The organism is Rhizobium leguminosarum (assembly GCF_010668065.1).
Lineage (GTDB): Bacteria > Pseudomonadota > Alphaproteobacteria > Rhizobiales > Rhizobiaceae > Rhizobium > Rhizobium leguminosarum_S.
Window position 1 is genome coordinate 486,664 of the sequence record NZ_WUEN01000002.1, and the last position, 19,534, is coordinate 506,197.

At 61.9% G+C, this 19,534-nt stretch carries 21 protein-coding genes; 2 read left to right on the forward strand and 19 right to left on the reverse strand.

Annotation, left to right across the window (positions count from 1 at the left end; translation table 11 throughout):
- Nucleotides 1-223: 223 nt before the first annotated feature.
- The 3 genes from ntrC to dusB are packed head-to-tail and all read right to left on the reverse strand — an operon-like array spanning nucleotide 224 to nucleotide 3,839.
- Complete coding sequence (gene ntrC, locus GR198_RS06840; RefSeq protein WP_003539347.1) at nucleotides 224-1,675, reverse strand: nitrogen regulation protein NR(I); 1,452 nt, start codon at nucleotides 1,673-1,675, stop codon at nucleotides 224-226.
- Nucleotides 1,672-2,826: a two-component system sensor histidine kinase NtrB gene (locus GR198_RS06845; protein WP_072638582.1), complete on the reverse strand. Its 1,155-nt coding sequence runs from the start codon at nucleotides 2,824-2,826 to the stop codon at nucleotides 1,672-1,674. The genes ntrC and GR198_RS06845 overlap by 4 nt, the downstream gene beginning before the upstream one ends.
- On the reverse strand, nucleotides 2,823-3,839 hold the full coding sequence (dusB, locus tag GR198_RS06850; RefSeq protein ID WP_312876437.1) for a tRNA dihydrouridine synthase DusB: 1,017 nt from the start codon (nucleotides 3,837-3,839) through the stop codon (nucleotides 2,823-2,825). The genes GR198_RS06845 and dusB overlap by 4 nt, the downstream gene beginning before the upstream one ends.
- A 145-nt stretch (nucleotides 3,840-3,984) precedes the next feature.
- Between dusB and GR198_RS06855 the strand changes: the two genes are divergently transcribed.
- Together GR198_RS06855 and GR198_RS06860 are read left to right on the forward strand one after the other, a co-directional pair.
- Nucleotides 3,985-5,202, forward strand: a complete 1,218-nt coding sequence (locus GR198_RS06855) for a bifunctional 2-C-methyl-D-erythritol 4-phosphate cytidylyltransferase/2-C-methyl-D-erythritol 2,4-cyclodiphosphate synthase (RefSeq protein WP_164068030.1) — start codon at nucleotides 3,985-3,987, stop codon at nucleotides 5,200-5,202.
- Nucleotides 5,199-5,702 carry a CinA family protein gene (locus GR198_RS06860; protein WP_204337031.1) on the forward strand — a complete coding sequence of 168 codons (504 nt, stop codon included), beginning with the start codon at nucleotides 5,199-5,201 and terminating at the stop codon, nucleotides 5,700-5,702. The genes GR198_RS06855 and GR198_RS06860 overlap by 4 nt, the downstream gene beginning before the upstream one ends.
- An 11-nt stretch (nucleotides 5,703-5,713) precedes the next feature.
- On the opposite strand, the gene GR198_RS06865 is transcribed toward GR198_RS06860, so the two are convergent.
- The 16 genes from GR198_RS06865 to GR198_RS06940 all read right to left on the reverse strand — a co-directional run bounded on the left by GR198_RS06865 (nucleotide 5,714) and on the right by GR198_RS06940 (nucleotide 19,391).
- Complete coding sequence (locus tag GR198_RS06865) at nucleotides 5,714-6,169, reverse strand: type II toxin-antitoxin system RatA family toxin (protein WP_017993995.1); 456 nt, start codon at nucleotides 6,167-6,169, stop codon at nucleotides 5,714-5,716.
- Nucleotides 6,170-6,178: 9 nt separating this feature from the next.
- On the reverse strand, nucleotides 6,179-6,775 hold the full coding sequence (locus GR198_RS06870; protein WP_164068034.1) for an AAA family ATPase: 597 nt from the start codon (nucleotides 6,773-6,775) through the stop codon (nucleotides 6,179-6,181).
- Nucleotides 6,776-6,815: 40 nt separating this feature from the next.
- A complete protein-coding gene (locus GR198_RS06875; RefSeq protein WP_029873169.1) occupies nucleotides 6,816-7,364 on the reverse strand; it encodes an AAA family ATPase in 549 nt (182 codons plus the stop codon).
- Between the two features lie 68 nt (nucleotides 7,365-7,432).
- Nucleotides 7,433-8,404 (reverse strand): lipoyl synthase, encoded by a 972-nt coding sequence (gene lipA, locus GR198_RS06880; RefSeq protein ID WP_012757334.1) that lies wholly within the window; start codon nucleotides 8,402-8,404, stop codon nucleotides 7,433-7,435.
- Nucleotides 8,405-8,452: 48 nt separating this feature from the next.
- Nucleotides 8,453-8,701, reverse strand: a complete 249-nt coding sequence (locus tag GR198_RS06885) for a GlsB/YeaQ/YmgE family stress response membrane protein (RefSeq protein ID WP_003539331.1) — start codon at nucleotides 8,699-8,701, stop codon at nucleotides 8,453-8,455.
- Nucleotides 8,702-8,725: 24 nt separating this feature from the next.
- Nucleotides 8,726-8,980, reverse strand: coding sequence for a GlsB/YeaQ/YmgE family stress response membrane protein (locus tag GR198_RS06890; protein WP_003539329.1), 255 nt, complete (start codon nucleotides 8,978-8,980; stop codon nucleotides 8,726-8,728).
- 120 nt (nucleotides 8,981-9,100) lie between these two features.
- Nucleotides 9,101-10,549 (reverse strand): dihydrolipoyl dehydrogenase, encoded by a 1,449-nt coding sequence (lpdA, locus tag GR198_RS06895; RefSeq protein ID WP_164068036.1) that lies wholly within the window; start codon nucleotides 10,547-10,549, stop codon nucleotides 9,101-9,103.
- Between the two features lie 16 nt (nucleotides 10,550-10,565).
- Nucleotides 10,566-11,147 (reverse strand): GNAT family N-acetyltransferase, encoded by a 582-nt coding sequence (locus tag GR198_RS06900; protein WP_164045633.1) that lies wholly within the window; start codon nucleotides 11,145-11,147, stop codon nucleotides 10,566-10,568.
- 2 nt (nucleotides 11,148-11,149) lie between these two features.
- Nucleotides 11,150-11,791, reverse strand: a complete 642-nt coding sequence (locus GR198_RS06905) for an SGNH/GDSL hydrolase family protein (protein ID WP_164023754.1) — start codon at nucleotides 11,789-11,791, stop codon at nucleotides 11,150-11,152.
- A gap of 18 nt (nucleotides 11,792-11,809) precedes the next feature.
- Entirely contained in the window at nucleotides 11,810-13,171 is a 1,362-nt protein-coding gene (locus GR198_RS06910; RefSeq protein ID WP_025394427.1) for a pyruvate dehydrogenase complex dihydrolipoamide acetyltransferase, read from the reverse strand.
- Between the two features lie 15 nt (nucleotides 13,172-13,186).
- On the reverse strand, nucleotides 13,187-14,578 hold the full coding sequence (locus tag GR198_RS06915) for a pyruvate dehydrogenase complex E1 component subunit beta (RefSeq protein ID WP_164068038.1): 1,392 nt from the start codon (nucleotides 14,576-14,578) through the stop codon (nucleotides 13,187-13,189).
- Between the two features lie 15 nt (nucleotides 14,579-14,593).
- Complete coding sequence (pdhA, locus tag GR198_RS06920; protein ID WP_003539317.1) at nucleotides 14,594-15,640, reverse strand: pyruvate dehydrogenase (acetyl-transferring) E1 component subunit alpha; 1,047 nt, start codon at nucleotides 15,638-15,640, stop codon at nucleotides 14,594-14,596.
- A gap of 145 nt (nucleotides 15,641-15,785) precedes the next feature.
- Nucleotides 15,786-16,106, reverse strand: coding sequence for an FtsB family cell division protein (locus GR198_RS06925; RefSeq protein WP_003539314.1), 321 nt, complete (start codon nucleotides 16,104-16,106; stop codon nucleotides 15,786-15,788).
- Nucleotides 16,107-16,243: 137 nt separating this feature from the next.
- Nucleotides 16,244-17,518, reverse strand: a complete 1,275-nt coding sequence (gene eno, locus GR198_RS06930; RefSeq protein WP_164068040.1) for a phosphopyruvate hydratase — start codon at nucleotides 17,516-17,518, stop codon at nucleotides 16,244-16,246.
- A 137-nt stretch (nucleotides 17,519-17,655) separates the two neighbouring features.
- Nucleotides 17,656-18,501, reverse strand: a complete 846-nt coding sequence (gene kdsA / locus GR198_RS06935) for a 3-deoxy-8-phosphooctulonate synthase (RefSeq protein WP_164068042.1) — start codon at nucleotides 18,499-18,501, stop codon at nucleotides 17,656-17,658.
- Nucleotides 18,498-19,391: a VOC family protein gene (locus GR198_RS06940; RefSeq protein ID WP_164068044.1), complete on the reverse strand. Its 894-nt coding sequence runs from the start codon at nucleotides 19,389-19,391 to the stop codon at nucleotides 18,498-18,500. Before GR198_RS06940 ends, kdsA begins: the two co-directional genes overlap by 4 nt.
- Nucleotides 19,392-19,534: the final 143 nt, after the last annotated feature.

A 19,534-nucleotide genomic window follows, 5' to 3' on the forward strand; every position in this document is an offset into this window, starting at 1 on the left:
AGCAACTTCAATGACATTCACCCGGCGTCACATCACTCCTCACAAATGCTTATGTGACTGTTGAATGACACCGCATCTTTGTTTGTCTGCTTGGATATAAACCGCGACTTGGCTCAGATAGGCTCACCTCTCCTCCCGACCGTGGCGGCGGACGCCGGGAGGGGTGGGCGGTGGGCAAACATGAGGGCCCGCCGCCTTCTTTTCATCGTGCCCCAGAGCAGGCTCAGGCGGTGCGGGAACTCCTGTAGACCGAAACCCCAAGTTCCCTGATCTTCTTGCGCAAGGTGTTGCGGTTGAGACCGAGAAGATCGGCCGCCTTGATCTGGTTGCCGCGCGTCGCCGTCAGTGCGGCGAGGATCAGCGGATATTCCATTTCGGTCAGCACACGATCATAGAGGCCGGGCGGCGGCAGATTGTCGCCGAAGCCTGCGAAATAGCTGCGCATGTTCTCCTCGACGGCTTGCGCGATCGTCATCGAACCGCTGCGCATCGGCCCCTTGTCGATCGGGCTGTCGGGCACGTCGGAACGCAGTTCCGCGTCGATGATCTCGCGGGTGATCACATCCTGCGGATAGAGCGCCATCAGACGGCGGATGAGATTTTCCAGCTCGCGGACGTTGCCCGGCCAGGCATAGGCCTTCATCAGTTCGAGCGCTTCCTGATCGAAGCGCTTGGAGCCGAGGCCTTCCTTTTCCGCCTGCTGGATGAAATGGCGCACCAGATCGGGGATGTCCTCGGCGCGGTCGCGCAGCGGCGGCAGGCGCAGCGGCACGACATTGAGACGGTAGTAGAGATCCTCGCGGAAGAGGCCCTGGTTGATCGCCTGCTTCAGGTCCTTGTTGGTGGCGGCAACGATGCGCACATCGGTGCGGATCGGCGTGCGGCCGCCAACGGTGGTGTATTCGCCCTGCTGCAGGACGCGTAAGAGCCGTGTCTGGGCGTCCATCGGCATGTCGCCGATTTCATCGAGGAAGAGCGTGCCGCCTTCGGCTTGCTCGAAGCGGCCGGTCGAGCGCGTCTGCGCGCCGGTGAAGGCGCCCTTCTCATGGCCGAAAAGTTCGGATTCGATCAGGTCGCGCGGGATTGCGGCCATGTTGATTGCAACGAACGGGCCGTTGCGGCGCTTGCCGTAATCATGCAGCGCGCGGGCGACGAGTTCCTTGCCGGTGCCGGATTCGCCGGTGATCATCAGCGTCAGGTCCGTCTGCATCAGCCGGGCGAGCACGCGGTAGATTTCCTGCATCGCCGCCGACCGGCCGACGAGCGGCATGCCGTCCTGCATGTCGTCTTCGAGTTTGGCGGGCTTGCGCTTCGGCTCGGCCAGCGCCCGGCCGATGATGCCGATCAGCTCGGTGAGATCGAAGGGCTTCGGCAGATAGTCGTAGGCGCCCTTCTCCGAGGCCTTGATGGCGGTCATGAAGGTGTTCTGGGCGCTCATGACGAGGACCGGCAGGTCGGGCCGCGCCTTCTTGATGCGCGGCAGCAGATCAAAGGCGTTCTCGTCGGGCATCACCACATCGGTGACGACCAGATCGCCCTCGCCTGCCGAAATCCAGCGCCAGAGGGTAGCGGCGTTGGAGGTGATGCGGACGTCATAACCGGCGCGGCTCAAAGCCTGGTTGAGCACGGTCCGGATGGCCGCATCATCATCTGCAACGAGGATCGTGGCTGTCATCGAGAAGGTCCTGTCGAGCTTGCTATAGAGGCGTCTTCAAGCGAGGCGTCCTTCGACGCCGGCATGAGAACGCGGAATGTCGTGCGGCTGTTCTGGCTGTCGCATTCGATGATGCCGCCGTGATCGCCGATGATCTTGGCGACCAGCGCCAGGCCGAGGCCGCTGCCGTTCGGCTTGGTGGTGATGAAGGGATCGAAGAGATGCGGCAACAGATCGAGGGGAACGCCGGGGCCGTTGTCATGGACGCAGAATTCCAGCGGCAGCGAGATCTTTTCGCGCGTGCCGGCGACCGAAAGACGGATGCCGGGGCGATAGGCCGTCGTCAGCATGATTTCGCCGTCCGGCCGATCGCCGACCGCTTCGGCGGCGTTTTTCACCAGATTGAGGAAGACCTGGACGAGTTGGTCGCGATTGGCATAGACGGCCGGCAGCGACGGATCGTAACTCTCGGTGACCCGAATGTTGCGGGCAAAACCCGCCTTGGCGACCGCCTTCACATGATCAAGCACGGAATGGATATTGACCGGCATGCGGTCGACAGGGCGTTCGTCGGAAAAGACTTCCATCCGGTCGACCAGCGAAACGATGCGATCGGTCTCGTCGCAGATCAGCCGGGTCAGCGCCCGATCGTCGTCGTCCGCAGATTGTTCGAGCAGCTGGGCGGCGCCGCGGATGCCGGAGAGCGGGTTCTTGATCTCGTGCGCCAGCATCGAGGCAAGGCCGGTCACCGAGCGGGCGGCGGCGCGATGCGTCAGCTGCCGGTCGATCTTGTCGGCCATCGAGCGTTCCTGAAAGACGATGACGACGGCGCCGGGCTCGCTGAGCACCGGGGCGACGTAGAGATCGACGAGCTTGTCCTGGCCGAGGCGGGGCGAACTCAGGTCGACGCGATATTCGTTGACCGGCGCCTTGCGCTCGCGCACCTGGTCGATCAGTGCGAGCAGCGGGCTGCCGAAAGGAATGAAGGTCGAGATGCGGTAACGCGCCAGATGCGAGGCGCTGGCGCCGAAGAAGGCCTCCGCTTCCCAATTGGCGAAAACGACGAAGCCAGATTCGTCGACCATGACGACGGGGTTCTGGATGGCGTTCAGCACGGCCATGGCGACGGTCCCGCCGGCGTGATCGGACGGAGATGTCATATCCTTCATCATGCCGCCTCCCGGCTGTCGACAACACTGGCCGCCAATGCATCGTAAAGGCGCGCGGCCACCTCGCGCGGGTCGCGCGAGGTAATGATCTCAGCCTTTTCAGGGCCTGACAGATCAGGCGCGAAACGCTGGAGATACCAGCCAAGGTGCTTGCGGGCGTGGCGGATCGCCACCGCTTCGCCGTAGAAATCCAGCATCATCCGGTAATGTTCGATGGCGATATCGGCGATCTCCTGCGGTAGCGGCTCGGGCGCCCCCGATATGACGCCGGCATGCCACGGCCTGCCCTGGCAGCCCCTGCCGATCATCACGGCATCGGCGCCGGAGCGGCGCAATATTTCCTGCGCATCGCCTGCGGTTTCGACATCGCCATTGGCGATCAGCGGAATGGAGATCACCTCGCGGACGGCGCGGATCGCATCCCAATCGGCGCGGCCTTCATAGAATTGCATGCGGGTACGCCCATGAATGGTCACAAGCTGGATGCCGGCCGCCTCGGCGCGGCGGGCGATATCAGGCGCGTTGATCGAATTCTCATCCCAGCCAAGGCGCATCTTCAGCGTCACCGGAATGTCGACGGCCTTGACCGTCGCCTCGATGAGGCCGAGCGCGTGATCGGGATCGCGCATCAGCGCCGAGCCGGAATAACCGCCGATCACTTTCTTTGCCGGGCAACCCATGTTGATGTCGATGATATCGGCGCCGTGATCGGCGGCGATCTTGGCCGCCTCCGCCATCCAGTGCGCCTCGCGCCCGGCAAGCTGCACCATATGCGGCCGGAAGCCCGCAGCGCTGAGCCGCGACCAGGATTCGGCCGTGTCGTTGACCAGTTCGCGGCTCGCCACCATCTCGGTGACGACGAGGCCGGCGCCGAAGCGCCAGGCAAGCTCGCGGAAGGGCATATCCGTGACGCCGGACATCGGCGCCAGCACAACGCGGTTCCGCACGGACACGGGTCCGATTTGGAAAGGCGCTGCGAGGTCCTTGGAAATCAAATGATTATCTTTCGGGCACACAATAGAACTGCATTATTTTTAGCCACTATTCCCTGGCTTGCCAAGGGGGCTCGGACGGGAATTGATATTTTTCGGGCAGATGCTGGAAAAGGCGAAAGCAAGACGTTAGAGCACTCGGGTCAATTCCGCATAATTTAGGGGATTTATGCTGCAAATGCCTTCTAAGCAACCGATATCGGCTGGAATTGTCATCGTTGCCGCCGGCCGCGGCGAGCGCGCAGGATCTTCCAAGGAAGGCCCCAAGCAGTATCGCATGATTGGCGGCAAGCCGGTTATCGTGCATACGCTTGAAAACTTCATGACATGGGAAGCGGCAACTGAGATTGTCGTCGTCATTCATCCCGATGACGAGGCGCTGTTTGCGAGAGCCTTCCGCCACATCATCTCGGCAACGCCGATCGAAACGGTGCATGGGGGTGCGACCAGGCAGCAATCCGTGCTTGCCGGCCTCAGATACCTCAAGGACAAGCAAATCAGCCATGTGCTGATCCATGATGCCGTGCGGCCGTTCTTCGACCATGCGCTTCTCGATCGCATCGCCGAGAGCCTTGGCGCCGGCGCGCAGGCGGTCCTGCCGGCGATCCCGGTCACCGATACGCTGAAACGCGCCGACAATACAGGCACCGTGCTGACGACGGTTTCACGCGAGCATCTTTACGCGGCGCAGACGCCGCAATCCTTCGCCTTCGAAACGATCCTCGAGGCGCATGAGAAGGCGGCTTCAAGCGGACGAAGCGATTTCACCGACGACGCCTCGATCGCCGAATGGCTGGGCATTCCGGTGACGATCGTCGAGGGCACGGCCGACAACGTCAAGCTGACGGTTAAAAGCGATATCGCCATGGCCGACGACAAGCTCTCGTCTTCGCTGCTTCCAGACGTGCGCACCGGCAACGGCTACGACGTGCACCAGCTCGTCGCGGGCGATGGCGTGACGCTCTGCGGCGTGTTCATTCCGCATGACCAGAAACTGAAAGGACACTCCGATGCCGACGTTGCGCTGCATGCGCTGACGGACGCGCTGCTCGCCACCTGCGGCGCCGGCGATATCGGCGATCATTTCCCACCGTCCGACCCGCAATGGAAGGGAGCGGCATCGCGGATATTCATCGAGCATGCCGCCCGGATCGTGCGCGAGCGCGGCGGCACGATCATGAATGCCGACGTCTCGCTGATTGCCGAGGCGCCGAAGGTCGGCCCACATCGCGACGCCATGCGGGCGAAACTGGCGGATTATCTCGGCATCGATATCGAGCGCTGCTCGGTCAAGGCGACGACCAACGAGACGATCGGCTTTGTCGGCCGGCGCGAAGGCATCGCGGCGATTGCCACGGCAACCGTCGTCTATCGCGGGAGGAAATGATGAGCCTTTTTCCCGACGATATCCTTTCGGCGGCGGAGACGATCATCCATGACTTCACGGCCGCAGGGCTGATGGTCTCGACCGCCGAATCCTGCACCGGCGGGTTGATCGCCGGGGCGCTGACGGAGATTTCGGGTTCGTCAGCTGTCGTCGACCGAGGCTTCGTCACCTATACGAATAGCGCAAAGATCGAGATGCTCGGCGTGCAGGCGGAAACCCTGCTGCGCTTCGGGGCGGTTTCCGAGGAAACGGCGCGGCAGATGGTACATGGCGCCCTCTTCCGCTCACGCGCCGAGATCGCCGTCGCCGTCACAGGCATTGCCGGCCCCGGCGGCGGATCGGCGGAAAAACCGGTCGGCCTCGTGCATCTCGCCGCCAAGTCGCGCGCCGGTACGCTCATCCATCGGAAAATGCTCTATGGCGATATCGGCCGCAGCGAGGTCCGGCTGGCGACGATCAGGACGGCGCTGGAGATGGTGCGCTCGCTCCTTGCTGCCTGACGCCGGTTCGCTCATCGGGCCGGCGTGTAGATCCTGTTTGCCCTGGTCTCGAAGGCTTCGGTGAACATGCGGAAGGCGCGGTCGAACATCGAGCCCATCAACGCACCCAGGATGCGGCTCTTGAACTCGTAATCGATAAAGAAATCGACGGTGCAGCCGCCAGACGGCGTCTCGGCAAAGTGCCAGCGGTTGTCGAGATATTTGAACGGGCCATCGATATATTTGACCTCGATGACGTGTTCGGCCCGGTTCAGCAGCACCTGTGTCGTGAAGGTCTCGCGGATCGCCTTGTAGCCGACCGTCATGTCGGCGACGAGCAGGATCTTGCCGTCGCGCTCCTTGCGGCTCCTGATGGCGAGCGCTTCGCAGAGCGGCAGGAATTCCGGATAGCGCTCGACATCGGCGACGAGGTCGAACATCTGCTCGGGCGTGTGCGGGACGGGACGGTGCGTTTCGAATTGCGGCATAAGCGGCAATTAATCGGGCCGGCCGAGAAGATCAAGAAGCTCGCGCATCTGGCGGCGGGATTTTAGCTGAAGAACCGGCACTTCGGGGCCGTGCTCGGCGATGCCCGCGACGAGACGCGGCGCGAATTTTTCCTCGAAAGTCCAGATGAAGCGGAGGAATTCCAAATCGATCTTCTCGATACAGCCCGGCGCCATTTCGGGGCGAGTGCGGCCGATCCATTTCGCCCACCGGCTGATTGCACCCCAGATACAGAGAAGCCGCGGCATGCGGACCCAGACGACGAGATCGGTGCGCGGCAACCGAATGTCCAAGGAAGACGAATTCGTGCCGTCCATGATCCAACGTTCTTCGAGGATCCGACTGGTGATGATATTTCTCTGCTCGACCCTGTCGCGCACCACCCAGCCGGGAAGCCAAAATACGTCGCGATCGAGCGAAATGTAGGAAAGCCCGAAGCGCTTGGCAATCTTCAGCGATAGCGTGGATTTGCCGCCGCCCGAGCAACCCATGACGAGGATGCGGCGGGCTGTGCGAATATGCTCCGAAGCCTGTTCGAGATCGGTGATCTGCTGACGCGGCGGCAAGTCTACTCTCTGATCCATCATGCAACTCCCTCGAGCCAGACGTGCGTTTCGCCGGCGCGACTCAAGCGCTAAGAGCGGCGAACCGGTTAGCTGCTTTGCGCGATTTTATGATGACGGTGGAATTTGCAAGCCCGTGATCCTGAAGTGCTACCTCGATCAGAGGTGCGGCATCGCGCTCGAAATTCCAGATATAGGCGAGCGCGTCCAACGAGAGGCGTTCGGGGCAGCCGGCAGGCAGTTCGGGACGGTTGCGCCCAAAATAACGGTATGTTCTCGAGACCGCGCCGTACAGGCATGCATATCTGGGCAGCCGAAGCCAAATGACGGCGTCTGCGCGCGGCAGGCGAAGATGGAAGGAGCTGAGGCCGGTTCCATCCATGATCCAGCGTTCTTCCGCCACCGCCTTGGCGATCAGGCTGTCGATCTCGTTGCGCGGCCTCTTTCTCCAGCCTGGTAGCCAGTAGAAGTCGCGGTCCATGGAGATGTAGTCAAGGTCGAGCGCGCGCGACAGCCGCTTTGCCAGCGTGCTTTTGCCGCTGCCGGGGCAACCGATCACCAGGATACGGTCGGCTTCGGCCAACGCCGATTTCAATCCGAAGGTGATGTTCATCGTCGGCCGCCCAAAGAAAAACCGCGGCAAAAATCGCCGCGGTTCAATCAAAAAGCAAGTACTAGATGTTACTCGGCGGCGATCAACAGCTTCTTCTCGCGCGCCGCCCGCAGCCGAGCAAAGTCGTCGCCGGCATGGTGCGAGGAGCGGGTCAGCGGGCTGGAGGCGACCATCAGGAAGCCCTTGCTGTAGGCAACGGTCTCGTAGGACTTGAACTCGTCGGGCGTGACGAAGCTTTCGACCTTATGGTGCTTGCGGGTCGGCTGCAGGTACTGGCCGATCGTCAGGAAGTCGACATCGGCGGTGCGCAGATCGTCCATCAGCTGCAGGACTTCGTTTCGCTCTTCGCCAAGGCCAACCATGATGCCCGATTTGGTGAACATGGTGGGATCGAGTTCCTTCACCCGCTGCAGCAGGCGGACGGAATGGAAGTAGCGGGCGCCGGGGCGAACCGTCAGATAATTACCAGGCACCGTTTCCATATTGTGGTTGAAGACGTCGGGCTTGGCGGCGACGACGCGTTCCAGCGCACCCGGCTTCTTCAGGAAGTCGGGCGTCAGGATCTCGATCGTCGTCATCGGCGAGGCGGCACGGATTGCCCAGATCACCTTTTCGAAATGTTCTGCGCCGCCGTCTTCCAGGTCGTCACGGTCGACCGAGGTGATGACGACGTGGCTGAGGCCCATCTCCTTGACCGCCTTGGCGACGTTCTCCGGCTCGGCCATGTCGAGCGCATTCGGCTTGCCGGTGGCGACATTGCAGAAGGCGCAGGCGCGAGTACAGATCTCGCCCATGATCATGAAGGTCGCGTGCTTCTTATCCCAGCACTCGCCGATATTCGGGCAGCCGGCCTCCTCGCAGACGGTGACGAGCTTATGCTCCTTCACGATCGCGCGCGTCTCGGCATAACCCTTGGAGGTCGGCGCCTTGACGCGAATCCAGTCCGGCTTGCGCATGACTTCCGTGTCCGGCCGATGCGCCTTCTCCGGATGCCGCACGCGCTTGGCGTCGGGATTGATCGTGTCGAGGATGGTCACCATTGCAGTTTCAGCTTTCTACCGCCCCTATGCGGCAAATCTCATTCGGATCTAGCGCCGCACCAGCCGCGCAAGGAATATCAACAAGCAGGCGCCGAGGAAACCCGTCACGAAGTAGCCGAGCCGCCCGCCGACCACCTCGAGATGAAACTGCGCGAGGATGGCGCTTGCGACGACCGAGCCGACGATGCCGAGCACGATATTCAGGAAAATCCCGTATCGCGCTTCCATCAGCTTGCCGGCGAGCCAGCCCGCAAGCCCGCCGATGATGATTGCCGAAATCCAGCCGACGCTTTCCATATCTGCCCTAACCTCTTTTGACCCTTAAGCGACCGCTCTTGCGATCAGAACCACGATAATGGCACCGACCGTCGCGTGGATGATCTGCACGACCAGCGCGTTTTCAATGCCCAGCGAAATGCCGAGCGCGCTGAACAGATAACCGCCGACGAAGGCGCCGATGATGCCGCTCAGCAGGCATCTTATCAACCCGCCGCCACCGACGACCAGGCTTGCGAGGAAGCCTGCAACCAGGCCGATCAGCAAAAACACCAGCAACGCCTGCGTCTCCATAGACATGATGATTTCCTTTCTTGTTTTCCGCCCCAGCGGAATGGCTTTCCACTCCGGGGGGGATGGCTTTGCCACCCCGGCGGGACGGCTTTGCCGCCCTGAGATAAAGGGCGGATTGGGAAATTATCAAGCGTTCAGCACGCGGCCGTAAGCATCGAGCACCGCTTCCTTCATCGATTCGGATACCGTCGGATGCGGGAAGATCGTGTGCATCAGTTCTTCCTCAGTCGTTTCGAGATTCATCGCGACGACGAAGCCCTGAATGAGTTCGGTGACTTCGGCGCCGACCATGTGGGCGCCGAGCAGCTCGCCGGTCTTCTTGTCGAAGATCACCTTCACCATGCCCTGGTCTTCGCCGAGCGCGATCGCCTTGCCGTTCGCTGCGAAGGAGAAGCGGCCGACGCGGATGTCGCGGCCCAGTTCCTTGGCTTTGGCTTCGGTGATGCCGACGGAGGCGACCTGCGGATTGCAATAGGTGCAGCCCGGCACCTTGGCCTTGTCGGTGGGATGAACGTTCGGCAGGCCGGCGATCTTTTCGACACAGACGACGCCCTCATGCTCCGCCTTGTGCGCCAGCATCGGCGGGCCGGCGACATCGCCGATCGCATAGATGCCGGCGACATTGGTCTTGCCGTAGCCATCGATGACGACGCAGCCGCGGTCGGTTTTGATGCCGAGCGCCTCGAGGCCGAGGTTTTCGATATTGCCCTGAACGCCGACGGCCGAAATCAGCCGGTCCGCGGTGATCTGCTGCACCTTACCATCGGCGGTCTCGACATGAGCGGTGACGCTGCCAGCGCCCTTCTCGACCTTCGAGACCTTGGCGCTGGTGAAGATCTTGAGGCCGCGCTTTTCAAGCTGCTTGCGGGCGATCGCCGTTATCTCGGCATCCTCGACCGGCATGATGGTCGGCATGACTTCGACGACCGTGACGTCAACGCCCATCGAGCGATAGAAGCTGGCAAATTCGATGCCGATCGCGCCCGAGCCCATGACGATCAGCGACTTCGGCAGAACATCCGGCTTCAGCGCCTCGAAATAGGTCCAGATCAGCTTGCCATCCGGCTCGATGCCGGGCAGCGCCCGCGGGCGGGCGCCGGTGGCGATGATGATATGCTTGGCGGTATAGGTGCCCTCGCCGCTCTTGACATTCTTCGGCACGGGATGCTGCGGCTCGACGACCGGCTTCGACGACTTGCCGACGACGATCTCGCCGGGCTTGGTGATCTTTGCCTCGCCCCAGATGATGTCGATCTTGTTCTTCTTCATCAGGAAGCCGACGCCGGCATTCAGACGGGCGGAGACGGCGCGCGAACGGCCGACAACGGCCTTGGCATCCGGCTTGACCGTGCCTTCGAGAACGAGGCCGTAATCCTTGAAGTGATTGGCGTGGTCGAGCACCTCGGCCGAGCGCAGCAGCGCCTTGGTCGGGATGCAGCCCCAGTTCAGGCAGATGCCGCCCATATGCTCGCGCTCGACGATCGCGGTCTTGAGGCCGAGCTGGCTGGCGCGGATGGCAGCGACATAGCCGCCGGGACCCGAACCGATGATGATGACGTCGTAGGATTCAGCCATGTGTTTCCTGCCTTTGTTACACTGCGCTGCGGGTCATGAGCACCCACGCATGTCTTTTGCTGTTTTCGAAGAGCGGCACGGCATCGGCGCGCGCAGCCTCCAGGAATCCGTTTCTTCCATAAAGCGACAAAGCCGCTTCGTTGTCGCTGGCGGTGATCAGGCTGACGGGCCGCCGATCGGCCCTTTCGATCTGATCGTCCAGCAGCCTGCGTCCGATGCCGATGCCGCGCAGGTGGCGATAGACGCCGAGACTGCCGATGAACCAGCTTCCAACCACCGTCTTCTGCAGGGCAAGCATCGGTGCGGTCGCCGGAATCGTCGCCTCGATATCGCCTATCCCCTCACCCAGCGCGTGGCCGATCGCCACACCAGCGACCTCGCCATAGGCCTCGGCAATGACCGCATCCCGCCAGCCTCCGACAGCCTCCTCCTCGCTCATCTTCAGCCGGCCCCGCTCCAGCGGCGTGTCGCTTACGCCGTTTTCCACACCGCCAAACCAGAGCCAGGAGGCAAAACCGCGCGAAGCGATATCCGCCAGAATCGCCAGCTCCGAGGCATCCCGCCGTGAGGCCTGCCGGAGGGCGATGAAGGAGGTCATGGTCAGATCCCCAGCATCATCCGCACGATCGATTCCAGCCCGCGTCCGAGCCCACGCGTATTCTCCGCATCGAGGTGAATGCCGTCGATCGGTGTGGTCTTGGCGACCGAATTGCCGTCGAAGAAGCCACAACCGAGTTCGTCGGCAAGATCACGATAAAGCGTTGCAAGTTTTGCCGATTCCTCGATGCCGCCGGGAAACGATGCGGCGAAGGGCACATTGCCCGTCGCGCGGATCGCCGGCGGCGCCACGATCAGAATCTCCGGCCCATCGAATTCGAAGGGCCAGGCATGATTGCGGATCAGCCGCACGAGCCGGCTGATGCCCTGGCATGCGGCAAAGGCCGAGCCTGCCACGACCGGCTTCATGTCATTGGTGCCGAGCAGAAGGATGACCAGGTCGAGCGGCGCATGCGTCTGCAGGATCGTCGGCAGGATGCGCGCACCGTTGCGGTCGCAATCGGCGAGATGGTCGTCGAAAGCGGTGGTGCGACCGTTCAAGCCTTCGGCGATGATACGCGCGTCACCGCCGAGCGCTGCCTGAAGCACGCTCGGCCAGCGATTCTTGTAATCATGACGGCCGATCGTCTCGGCGTCATAACCCCAGGTCAGCGAGTCACCATAGCAAAGAACGGTCTTGGTCATTTCCGCCTCGTGCCGCTATCAGACAAGCATGCCCATCGGGTTCTCGATGTAGCCCTTGAAGGCCTGGAGCAGTTCGGCGCCGAGCGCGCCATCGACGCAGCGATGGTCGGTCGAGAGCGTGACTGACATCACGGTGGCAATCGCCATTTCGCCCTTCTTGACGACAACCCGCTGTTCACCGGCGCCGACCGCGAGGATCGTCGCATGCGGCGGGTTGACGACGGCTGCGAAGTTCTTCACGCCCATCATGCCCATGTTCGAGACCGAGCTGGTGCCGCCCTGATATTCCTCGGGCTTCAGCTTGCGGTCCTTGGCCCGCTTGCCGAGATCGCGCATCTCGTTGGAGATCGTCGACAGGGTCTTTTCCTCGGCCTTGCGGATGATCGGGGTGATCAGGCCGCCGGGGATCGAGACGGCGACGCCGACATCGGCGTGCTTGTGCTTGACCATGTTGCTGTCGGTCCAGGAGACGTTGGCATCCGGAACGTCGCGCAGCGACAGCGCCATGGCCTTGATGACCATGTCGTTGACCGAGAGCTTGTAGGCCGGAGCGTTGTCCTTGCGCGGAGCCGCATCGTTCAGCTGGGCGCGCAGCGCCAGCAGCGCATCGAGCTCGCAATCGACGCTGACATAGAAATGCGGGATCGTCTGCTTGGATTCGACCAGGCGCCTGGCGATCGTCTTGCGCATGCCGTCATGCGGCACGAGCTCGTAGGAGCCAGGCTCGAAGAGCTTGAGCACAGCTTCTTCGGACGCGCCCTTCGGCGCGGCGGCCGGAGCCGGAGCCGCGGAGGCTTGCGGAGCGGAGGCAGCAGCGGCAGGGGCTGCGGCCTTGGCGCCGCCACCGGCAACGGCGGCCTCGATGTCGCTCTTGACGACGCGGCCGTGCGGGCCGGAGCCTGCGATTGCAGAAAGGTCGATACCGGCTTCCTTGGCCAGCCTGCGGGCAAGCGGCGAAGAGAAGGTGCGGTTGCCATCAGCCGAAACCGATGCGGGTGCAGCGGCGGGTGCTGGTGCTGCAGCCGGAGTGGACTGCGCCGGAGCCGGTGCAGCTTCGGCCTTCGGCGCGGCTGCACCATCTGCCTTCGGCGCTGGGGCGGCGGAACCCGCAGCGCTTGCGGCAGCAGCGACGTCCTCGCCATCGGCGGCGAGAACCGCGATCAGCGCATTGACCTTGACGCCTTCGGTGCCGGCGGCAACGACGAGCTTGGCGACCGTGCCTTCATCGACGGCTTCGACTTCCATCGTCGCCTTGTCGGTCTCGATCTCGGCGATCACATCGCCAGACTTGACCTTGTCGCCTTCCTTGACCAGCCATTTGGAAAGATTGCCTTCCTCCATGGTCGGAGAGAGGGCGGGCATCGTGATATTGATCGGCATCGAAACACCCTCCCCTTATTTGTAGCAAACAGCCTTCACCGCATCGACCACTTCGCCGACGTTCGGAAGGGCGAGCTTTTCGAGATTGGCGGCGTAAGGCATCGGAACGTCCTTGCCTGCGATCGTCAGGATCGGCGCATCGAGATAGTCGAAGGCCTGCTGCATGACGCGGGTGGCGATTTCGGTGCCGACTGACGATTGCGGATAACCTTCCTCGACGGTGACCAGACGGCCGGTCTTCTTCACCGATTCGATCACGGCCGGCAGGTCCATCGGGCGGATGGTGCGAAGGTCGATCAGCTCGACATCGATGCCGAGCTTTTCGAGTTCGGCGACAGCCTTGATCGCATAGGTCATGCCGATGCCGAAGGAGACCACGGTGACGTCCTTGCCCGGACGATGGATGCGCGCCTTGCCGATCGGCAGGACGAAATTGTCGAGCTTCGGCACATCGAAGTGCTGGCCGTAGAGAATTTCGTTTTCGAGGAAGATGACCGGGTTCGGATCGCGGATCGCAGCCTTCAGCAGGCCCTTGGCATCGGATGCCGTGTAGGGCATGACGACTTTCAGGCCGGGGATGGCGCTGTACCAGGCTGCATAATCCTGGCTGTGCTGGGCGCCGACGCGAGCCGCAGCACCATTCGGGCCGCGGAAGACGATTGGAGCGCCCATCTGGCCGCCGGACATATAGAGCGTCTTGGCGGCGGAGTTGATGATCTGGTCGATCGCCTGCATGGCGAAGTTGAAGGTCATGAACTCGACGATCGGGCGAAGGCCGGCCATGGCTGCACCGACGCCGACGCCGGCAAAGCCATGCTCGGTGATCGGCGTATCGACGACGCGGCGGGGGCCGAATTCCTGCAGCAGGCCCTGCGTGACCTTGTAGGCGCCCTGATATTCGGCGACTTCCTCGCCCATGACGAAGACGTTTTCGTCGGCGCGCATTTCCTCGGCCATGGCGTCACGAAGCGCTTCGCGCACGGTCGTCGACACCATTTCGGTGCCGGCCGGGATTTCCGGATCGTTCTGCACCTGGGCTTTCGGCTCGGCCGGAACGGGCGCGGATGCCGGAGTTGCGGCAGCCGGCTTTTCCTCCTGCGCGGCCTGCGGTGCAGCAGCCGACGCTGCTGCCGGAGCGGACGCAGACATGTCGGATGCGGATTCACCGTCCTGCAGGAGAACGGCGATCTTGGCGTTCACCTTGACGCCTTCGGTTCCGGCAGGAACCAGAAGCTTGCCGATGACGCCTTCGTCAACGGCTTCGACTTCCATCGTCGCCTTGTCGGTTTCGATTTCGGCGATCACGTCGCCTGAGGTGACCTTGTCACCTTCCTGCTTCAGCCATTTGGACAGTGTGCCTTCTTCCATGGTCGGAGAGAGGGCGGGCATGAGGATATCGATAGGCATGGGTTCCCTCCCCGATTAGAGCAGAATGTCGGTATAGAGCTCGGATACATCCGGCTCCGGATCGGCCTGGGCGAAGTCGGCGCTGTCGGCGACGATGTCGCGGACATCCTTGTCGATCGCCTTCAGATCGTCTTCGGAAGCCCAGCCCTTTTCGACGAGGCGTGCCTTCACCTGTTCGATCGGGTCATGCTCGGAGCGCATCTTCTGCACTTCGTCCTTGGAGCGATACTTCGCCGGGTCGGACATGGAGTGACCGCGATAACGATAGGTCAGCATTTCGAGAATGATCGGGCCCTTGCCGGAACGGCAATGCTCGAGCGCCTCGTCGGCCGCCGCCTTGACGGCGCGGACGTCCATGCCATCGACCTGAATGCCGGGGATTCCGAAGCCGGATCCGCGCAGCGAATAGTTCGACTGCGCGGTGGCGCGGGCGGTCGAGGTGCCCATGGCGTAACGGTTGTTCTCGACGATATAGACGATCGGCAGCTTCCAGAGAGCAGCCATGTTGAAGCTCTCGTAGACCTGGCCCTGGTTGGCAGCGCCGTCGCCGAAATAGGCGATGGAGACGCTGTCATTGCCGCGGTAGCGGTTTGCAAAGGCAAGGCCCGTTCCGAGCGAGACCTGGGCGCCGACGATGCCGTGACCGCCGTAAAAATGCTTCTCTTTCGAGAACATGTGCATCGAGCCGCCCTTGCCATGGGAATAGCCGCTGCGACGCCCGGTCAGTTCCGCCATGACGCCGCGGGCTTCCATGCCGGTTGCCAGCATATGGCCGTGGTCGCGATAGGCGGTGATGACCTGGTCGCCATCCTTCTGCGCCATCTGCATGCCGACGACGACAGCTTCCTGACCAATGTAGAGGTGACAAAAGCCGCCGATGAAGCCCATGCCGTAAAGCTGACCGGCCTTCTCCTCGAAGCGGCGGATCAGCAGCATCTCGCGATAGGCCTTCAGCTCTTCATTGCGATCGAAGTCGGCTACCGGGCCTCCATTCGATGCTTTGGCTGCCGGTTTTGCTGCAGTTTTGCGGCTGGAAACGGTCGCGGTCTTTCGCGGCGCCATTCAACCCTCCCTATGGGTTTGTCGTTTCTTGGTGGCGCGTACCATAGGGAAGAAATATGACCACAGCAATGCCATAATTGCATGGCTCGTATTCGGTGCTAAATTATTGGAAAAGCAATGAAAATTCCAATTAACCTGTTTCCGGTTAATTGGAATAATGGTTGAATACGACGATCTCGTCGGCGCGCGACATGTTGAGCTGATAACGCGCTTTTTCGTCCAACATATCCTTGTCGAGCGAGCCATCACTCAAAAGCGCGACCTGGTTTTCCAGATGTTCGCGCTTCGTCTTCAAGACCGCAAGCTCTTTTTCACGGGCCACACGCTGACGCTCGAACGTCTCCGTCGCGCGCAGGCCGTAATCGCCATGGATGCAATGATAACCGAAATAGGAGAGGAAGGCGACCGTCATGGCCGGAATGACGAAGCGACCGATCTTTCTCTTCTTATGATGCTTTGTCCACATACACGCATGCTCTTGAACGCATTACCAATTCATTCAATCTAGCGCGCAGAGATTAACCGTTCGTTGACTCTAAAAAACGGGCAACAAAAAACCCGCGCCGGGAAGGCGCGGGTCGAGCCGTTGAAAATCAGATCCGATCAGCCGCGAATGATCGAGCGGCCGGCATACTGGGCCTGGGGGCCGAGGCCTTCTTCGATGCGGATCAGCTGGTTGTATTTGGCAAGACGGTCGGAACGCGACAGCGAGCCGGTCTTGATCTGGCCGCAGTTGGTGGCGACAGCGAGATCGGCGATGGTCGAATCTTCGGTCTCGCCGGAGCGGTGAGACATGACGGCGGTATAGGCCGCCTTGTGCGCCGTGTTGACGGCATCGAGTGTTTCCGTCAGCGTGCCGATCTGGTTGACCTTCACCAGGATCGAGTTGGCGACGCCCATGCGGATGCCGTCGCGAAGACGGGCGGAGTTGGTGACGAAGAGATCGTCGCCGACGAGCTGGGTCTTCTTGCCGGCCAGGTCGGTCAGCGTCTTCCAGCCGTCCCAGTCATCTTCGGCCATGCCGTCCTCGATCGAGATGATCGGATAGTTGGCGGCGAGCTCGGCCAGATATTCTGCCATGGCGCCCGATTCCAGCGTGCGGCCTTCACCTTCAAGAACGTATTTGCCGTCCTTGAAGAATTCGGTCGAGGCGCAGTCGAGGCCGAGGCACATGTCGTCGCCCGGCTTGTAGCCGGCTTTCTCGATCGACTTCATGATGAAGTCGAGGGCCTCAGGCGCGCTCTTCAGGCCAGGTGCGAAACCGCCTTCGTCGCCGACATTGGTGTTGTGGCCCTGCGCGGCAAGTTCCTTGCGCAGCGTGTGAAAGACTTCCGAACCCATGCGCACGGCTTCGGCGATCGAATCGGCGCCGACCGGCAGGATCATGAACTCCTGGAAATCGATTGGGTTGTCGGCATGGGCGCCGCCGTTGATGATGTTCATCATCGGCACCGGCAGCAGGCTGGCGGAAGCGCCGCCGACATAACGGTAGAGCGGCAGGCCGGACGCCTGGGCGGCAGCCTTGGCGACGGCGAGCGACACACCGAGGATGGCGTTGGCGCCGAGGCGCGACTTGTTCGGCGTGGCGTCCAGCTCGATCATGATGTTGTCGATCTGGATCTGATTTTCGGCGTCGATGCCGCCGATCGCGTCGAAAATCTCGGTGTTGGCGGCTTCGACCGCCTTTTCGACGCCCTTGCCGAGATAGCGCTTGCCGCCGTCACGCAGTTCGACCGCCTCATGCGCGCCCGTCGAGGCGCCCGAGGGAACGGCCGCGCGGCCCATGCTGCCATCTTCGAGATAGACATCGACTTCGACGGTGGGGTTGCCACGGCTATCGAGAATCTCGCGGGCGATGATATCGGTGATTGCAGTCATGGGTTCTTCCTGCTCGGTGGGTGATAAATGGTTCGAAACCTGTCTTAGTCGAAGGCGTGCAAATTACAATGCTGCAATAGCCTTCGGACCAGCGTTCGGATGTGGCCTATAGCACGATCATGTCAGACTGTTGAACGTCAAGCCTTGGCGACCGCATCGAAGGCGAGCAGCTTTTCGAGAAGCCGCGGCATGTCCTTGAGATAGACCATGTTCGGGCCGTCCGAAGGGGCATTGTCGGGGTCCTGATGGGTTTCGACGAAGACACCGGCGATACCGGCAGCCACCGCTGCGCGCGCCAGGGTTTCCACGAATTCCCGCTGACCGCCGGAGGATTCGCCCTGCCCGCCCGGCTGCGCCACGGAATGGGTCGCATCGAAGACAACGGGGGCGCCCATCGCCGCCATGATCGGCAGCGAGCGCATGTCGGAAACCAGCGTATTGTAGCCGAAGGAGGCGCCGCGCTCGCACAGCAGCACGTTCGGATTGCCGCTGGCGTTGAGCTTCTTCAGGACGTTCTTCATATCCCAGGGAGCGAGGAACTGGCCCTTCTTGACATTGACGACGCGGCCGGTCTTGGCGGCGGCGATGAGAAGGTCGGTCTGGCGGCAGAGGAAGGCAGGGATCTGCAGGACGTCGACGACCTTTGCCACCTCCTCGCATTGCTCGGCGGTATGAACGTCGGTCAGGACGGGAAAACCGAATTCCTTCTTGAGGTCGGCAAAGACCTCCATGCCCTTCTCGATCCCGATACCGCGTTCGGCCGACAGCGAGGTGCGGTTCGCCTTGTCGAAGGAGCTCTTGTAGACGAGGCCGATGCCGAGCTTTCCGCAAAGCTCCTTCAGCGTGCCGGCAACCATGAAGGCGTGGTCGCGGCTCTCCATCTGGCAGGGACCGGCAATTAGCGACAGGCGGCCGGTATTGGAAAAGGTGACCTGGCCTTGGCCTTCGCCGACCCTGACTTCGGAATTCGTATCAGTGCTCATCGTGTTTCCTCGAAGGCGAAGAGCGTGCCCTGCCCGGGCGCGGGCTTCACCAGAATGCGATTGTTCTTGCGCGTGTATGTCACCCCGTTAGCAGCCAAATGCGCTTCTGTCACGGCAAGATCGGCGACAGCGAAGAGGATTGCCCGGCCGCGCAGGCCGCGATCTGCGGATGAGCCGGCGATGTCGAAATAGGCCTCCAGCCCTTCCGGCGTCATCAGGCTGATTTTCGCATTCGACGCCGCGATATTGGCGCCGAAACCGGTTTTCTCGACTGCCGATTGCGCGGCAAGGCTGACGAAGGCGGCGAAGGCGGCAGCATCAGGCGCGCAAAGCGCTATCTCGACTATGCCGGTCACGCCATTGGCATGCGTCTCCAGCGCGGCGCGGTTGGCCGGTAGCGGATTGACGCGCTCGACGGTGAAAAGCAGGAGATCCGGAGCGCGCAGGTCGCCGGCGAAAGCCAGCTTGAAGCCGGCAATCGTCTCGGAACCGTCCGGCATCGTCATCGGCCGGGTGAACTCCAGCATCTCGCCGGCGCTCGATCCGTTGCCGACGAAATTCTGATGATCGATGCCGGCATCCTTGCTGCCGAAAGCCAGCCCTGAAAGCCCCTCCTCGCCGCAGCGGAAGCGGAAGGCCTGGTTGCGGGCAGTGAAGACATTGCCTTGCTGCGCAGATGCCTCGCTCTCCTCGACGCTCGCAATCCCGAGCGGCTCCAGATAGGTCTTGTCGGCAAAGAAGACGCAGGCATTCTCCGTTCCGAAGGGATGGCGTGCATCGGCGGCAACGGTGAAGCCGAGCTTGCCAAGCCTCTCGCGCGCCAGATCGATATTGACGACCGGCAGCACGACATGATCCAGCGGGTGCGCCTTGGCGGAATGCTCGTTCATGTGTCCCTCCTGGAAACGGCAAGAGATGTGCGACAGCGCCACCCTCAATACAAGACTTGTGTCCCAATCCGGCGAATGAAAATAAAAATCTCAACGAGTTGGCGCCAAGTTTTACGGAAATTTAGCTACTTGCGGAACACATA

Bases quoted from the DNA above. Each gene is read 5' to 3' on its own strand.
- ntrC (WP_003539347.1), bottom strand. From the start codon at position 1,675: ATGACAGCCACGATCCTCGTTGCAGATGATGATGCGGCCATCCGGACC.
- GR198_RS06845 (WP_072638582.1), bottom strand. From the start codon at position 2,826: ATGATGAAGGATATGACATCTCCGTCCGATCACGCCGGCGGGACCGTC.
- GR198_RS06855 (WP_164068030.1), top strand. From the start codon at position 3,985: ATGCTGCAAATGCCTTCTAAGCAACCGATATCGGCTGGAATTGTCATC.
- GR198_RS06860 (WP_204337031.1), top strand. From the start codon at position 5,199: ATGATGAGCCTTTTTCCCGACGATATCCTTTCGGCGGCGGAGACGATC.
- GR198_RS06865 (WP_017993995.1), bottom strand. From the start codon at position 6,169: ATGCCGCAATTCGAAACGCACCGTCCCGTCCCGCACACGCCCGAGCAG.
- GR198_RS06870 (WP_164068034.1), bottom strand. From the start codon at position 6,775: ATGATGGATCAGAGAGTAGACTTGCCGCCGCGTCAGCAGATCACCGAT.
- GR198_RS06875 (WP_029873169.1), bottom strand. From the start codon at position 7,364: ATGAACATCACCTTCGGATTGAAATCGGCGTTGGCCGAAGCCGACCGT.
- lipA (WP_012757334.1), bottom strand. From the start codon at position 8,404: ATGGTGACCATCCTCGACACGATCAATCCCGACGCCAAGCGCGTGCGG.
- GR198_RS06885 (WP_003539331.1), bottom strand. From the start codon at position 8,701: ATGGAAAGCGTCGGCTGGATTTCGGCAATCATCATCGGCGGGCTTGCG.
- GR198_RS06890 (WP_003539329.1), bottom strand. From the start codon at position 8,980: ATGTCTATGGAGACGCAGGCGTTGCTGGTGTTTTTGCTGATCGGCCTG.
- lpdA (WP_164068036.1), bottom strand. From the start codon at position 10,549: ATGGCTGAATCCTACGACGTCATCATCATCGGTTCGGGTCCCGGCGGC.
- GR198_RS06900 (WP_164045633.1), bottom strand. From the start codon at position 11,147: ATGACCTCCTTCATCGCCCTCCGGCAGGCCTCACGGCGGGATGCCTCG.
- GR198_RS06905 (WP_164023754.1), bottom strand. From the start codon at position 11,791: ATGACCAAGACCGTTCTTTGCTATGGTGACTCGCTGACCTGGGGTTAT.
- GR198_RS06910 (WP_025394427.1), bottom strand. From the start codon at position 13,171: ATGCCGATCAATATCACGATGCCCGCCCTCTCTCCGACCATGGAGGAA.
- GR198_RS06915 (WP_164068038.1), bottom strand. From the start codon at position 14,578: ATGCCTATCGATATCCTCATGCCCGCCCTCTCTCCGACCATGGAAGAA.
- pdhA (WP_003539317.1), bottom strand. From the start codon at position 15,640: ATGGCGCCGCGAAAGACCGCGACCGTTTCCAGCCGCAAAACTGCAGCA.
- GR198_RS06925 (WP_003539314.1), bottom strand. From the start codon at position 16,106: ATGTGGACAAAGCATCATAAGAAGAGAAAGATCGGTCGCTTCGTCATT.
- eno (WP_164068040.1), bottom strand. From the start codon at position 17,518: ATGACTGCAATCACCGATATCATCGCCCGCGAGATTCTCGATAGCCGT.
- kdsA (WP_164068042.1), bottom strand. From the start codon at position 18,501: ATGAGCACTGATACGAATTCCGAAGTCAGGGTCGGCGAAGGCCAAGGC.
- GR198_RS06940 (WP_164068044.1), bottom strand. From the start codon at position 19,391: ATGAACGAGCATTCCGCCAAGGCGCACCCGCTGGATCATGTCGTGCTG.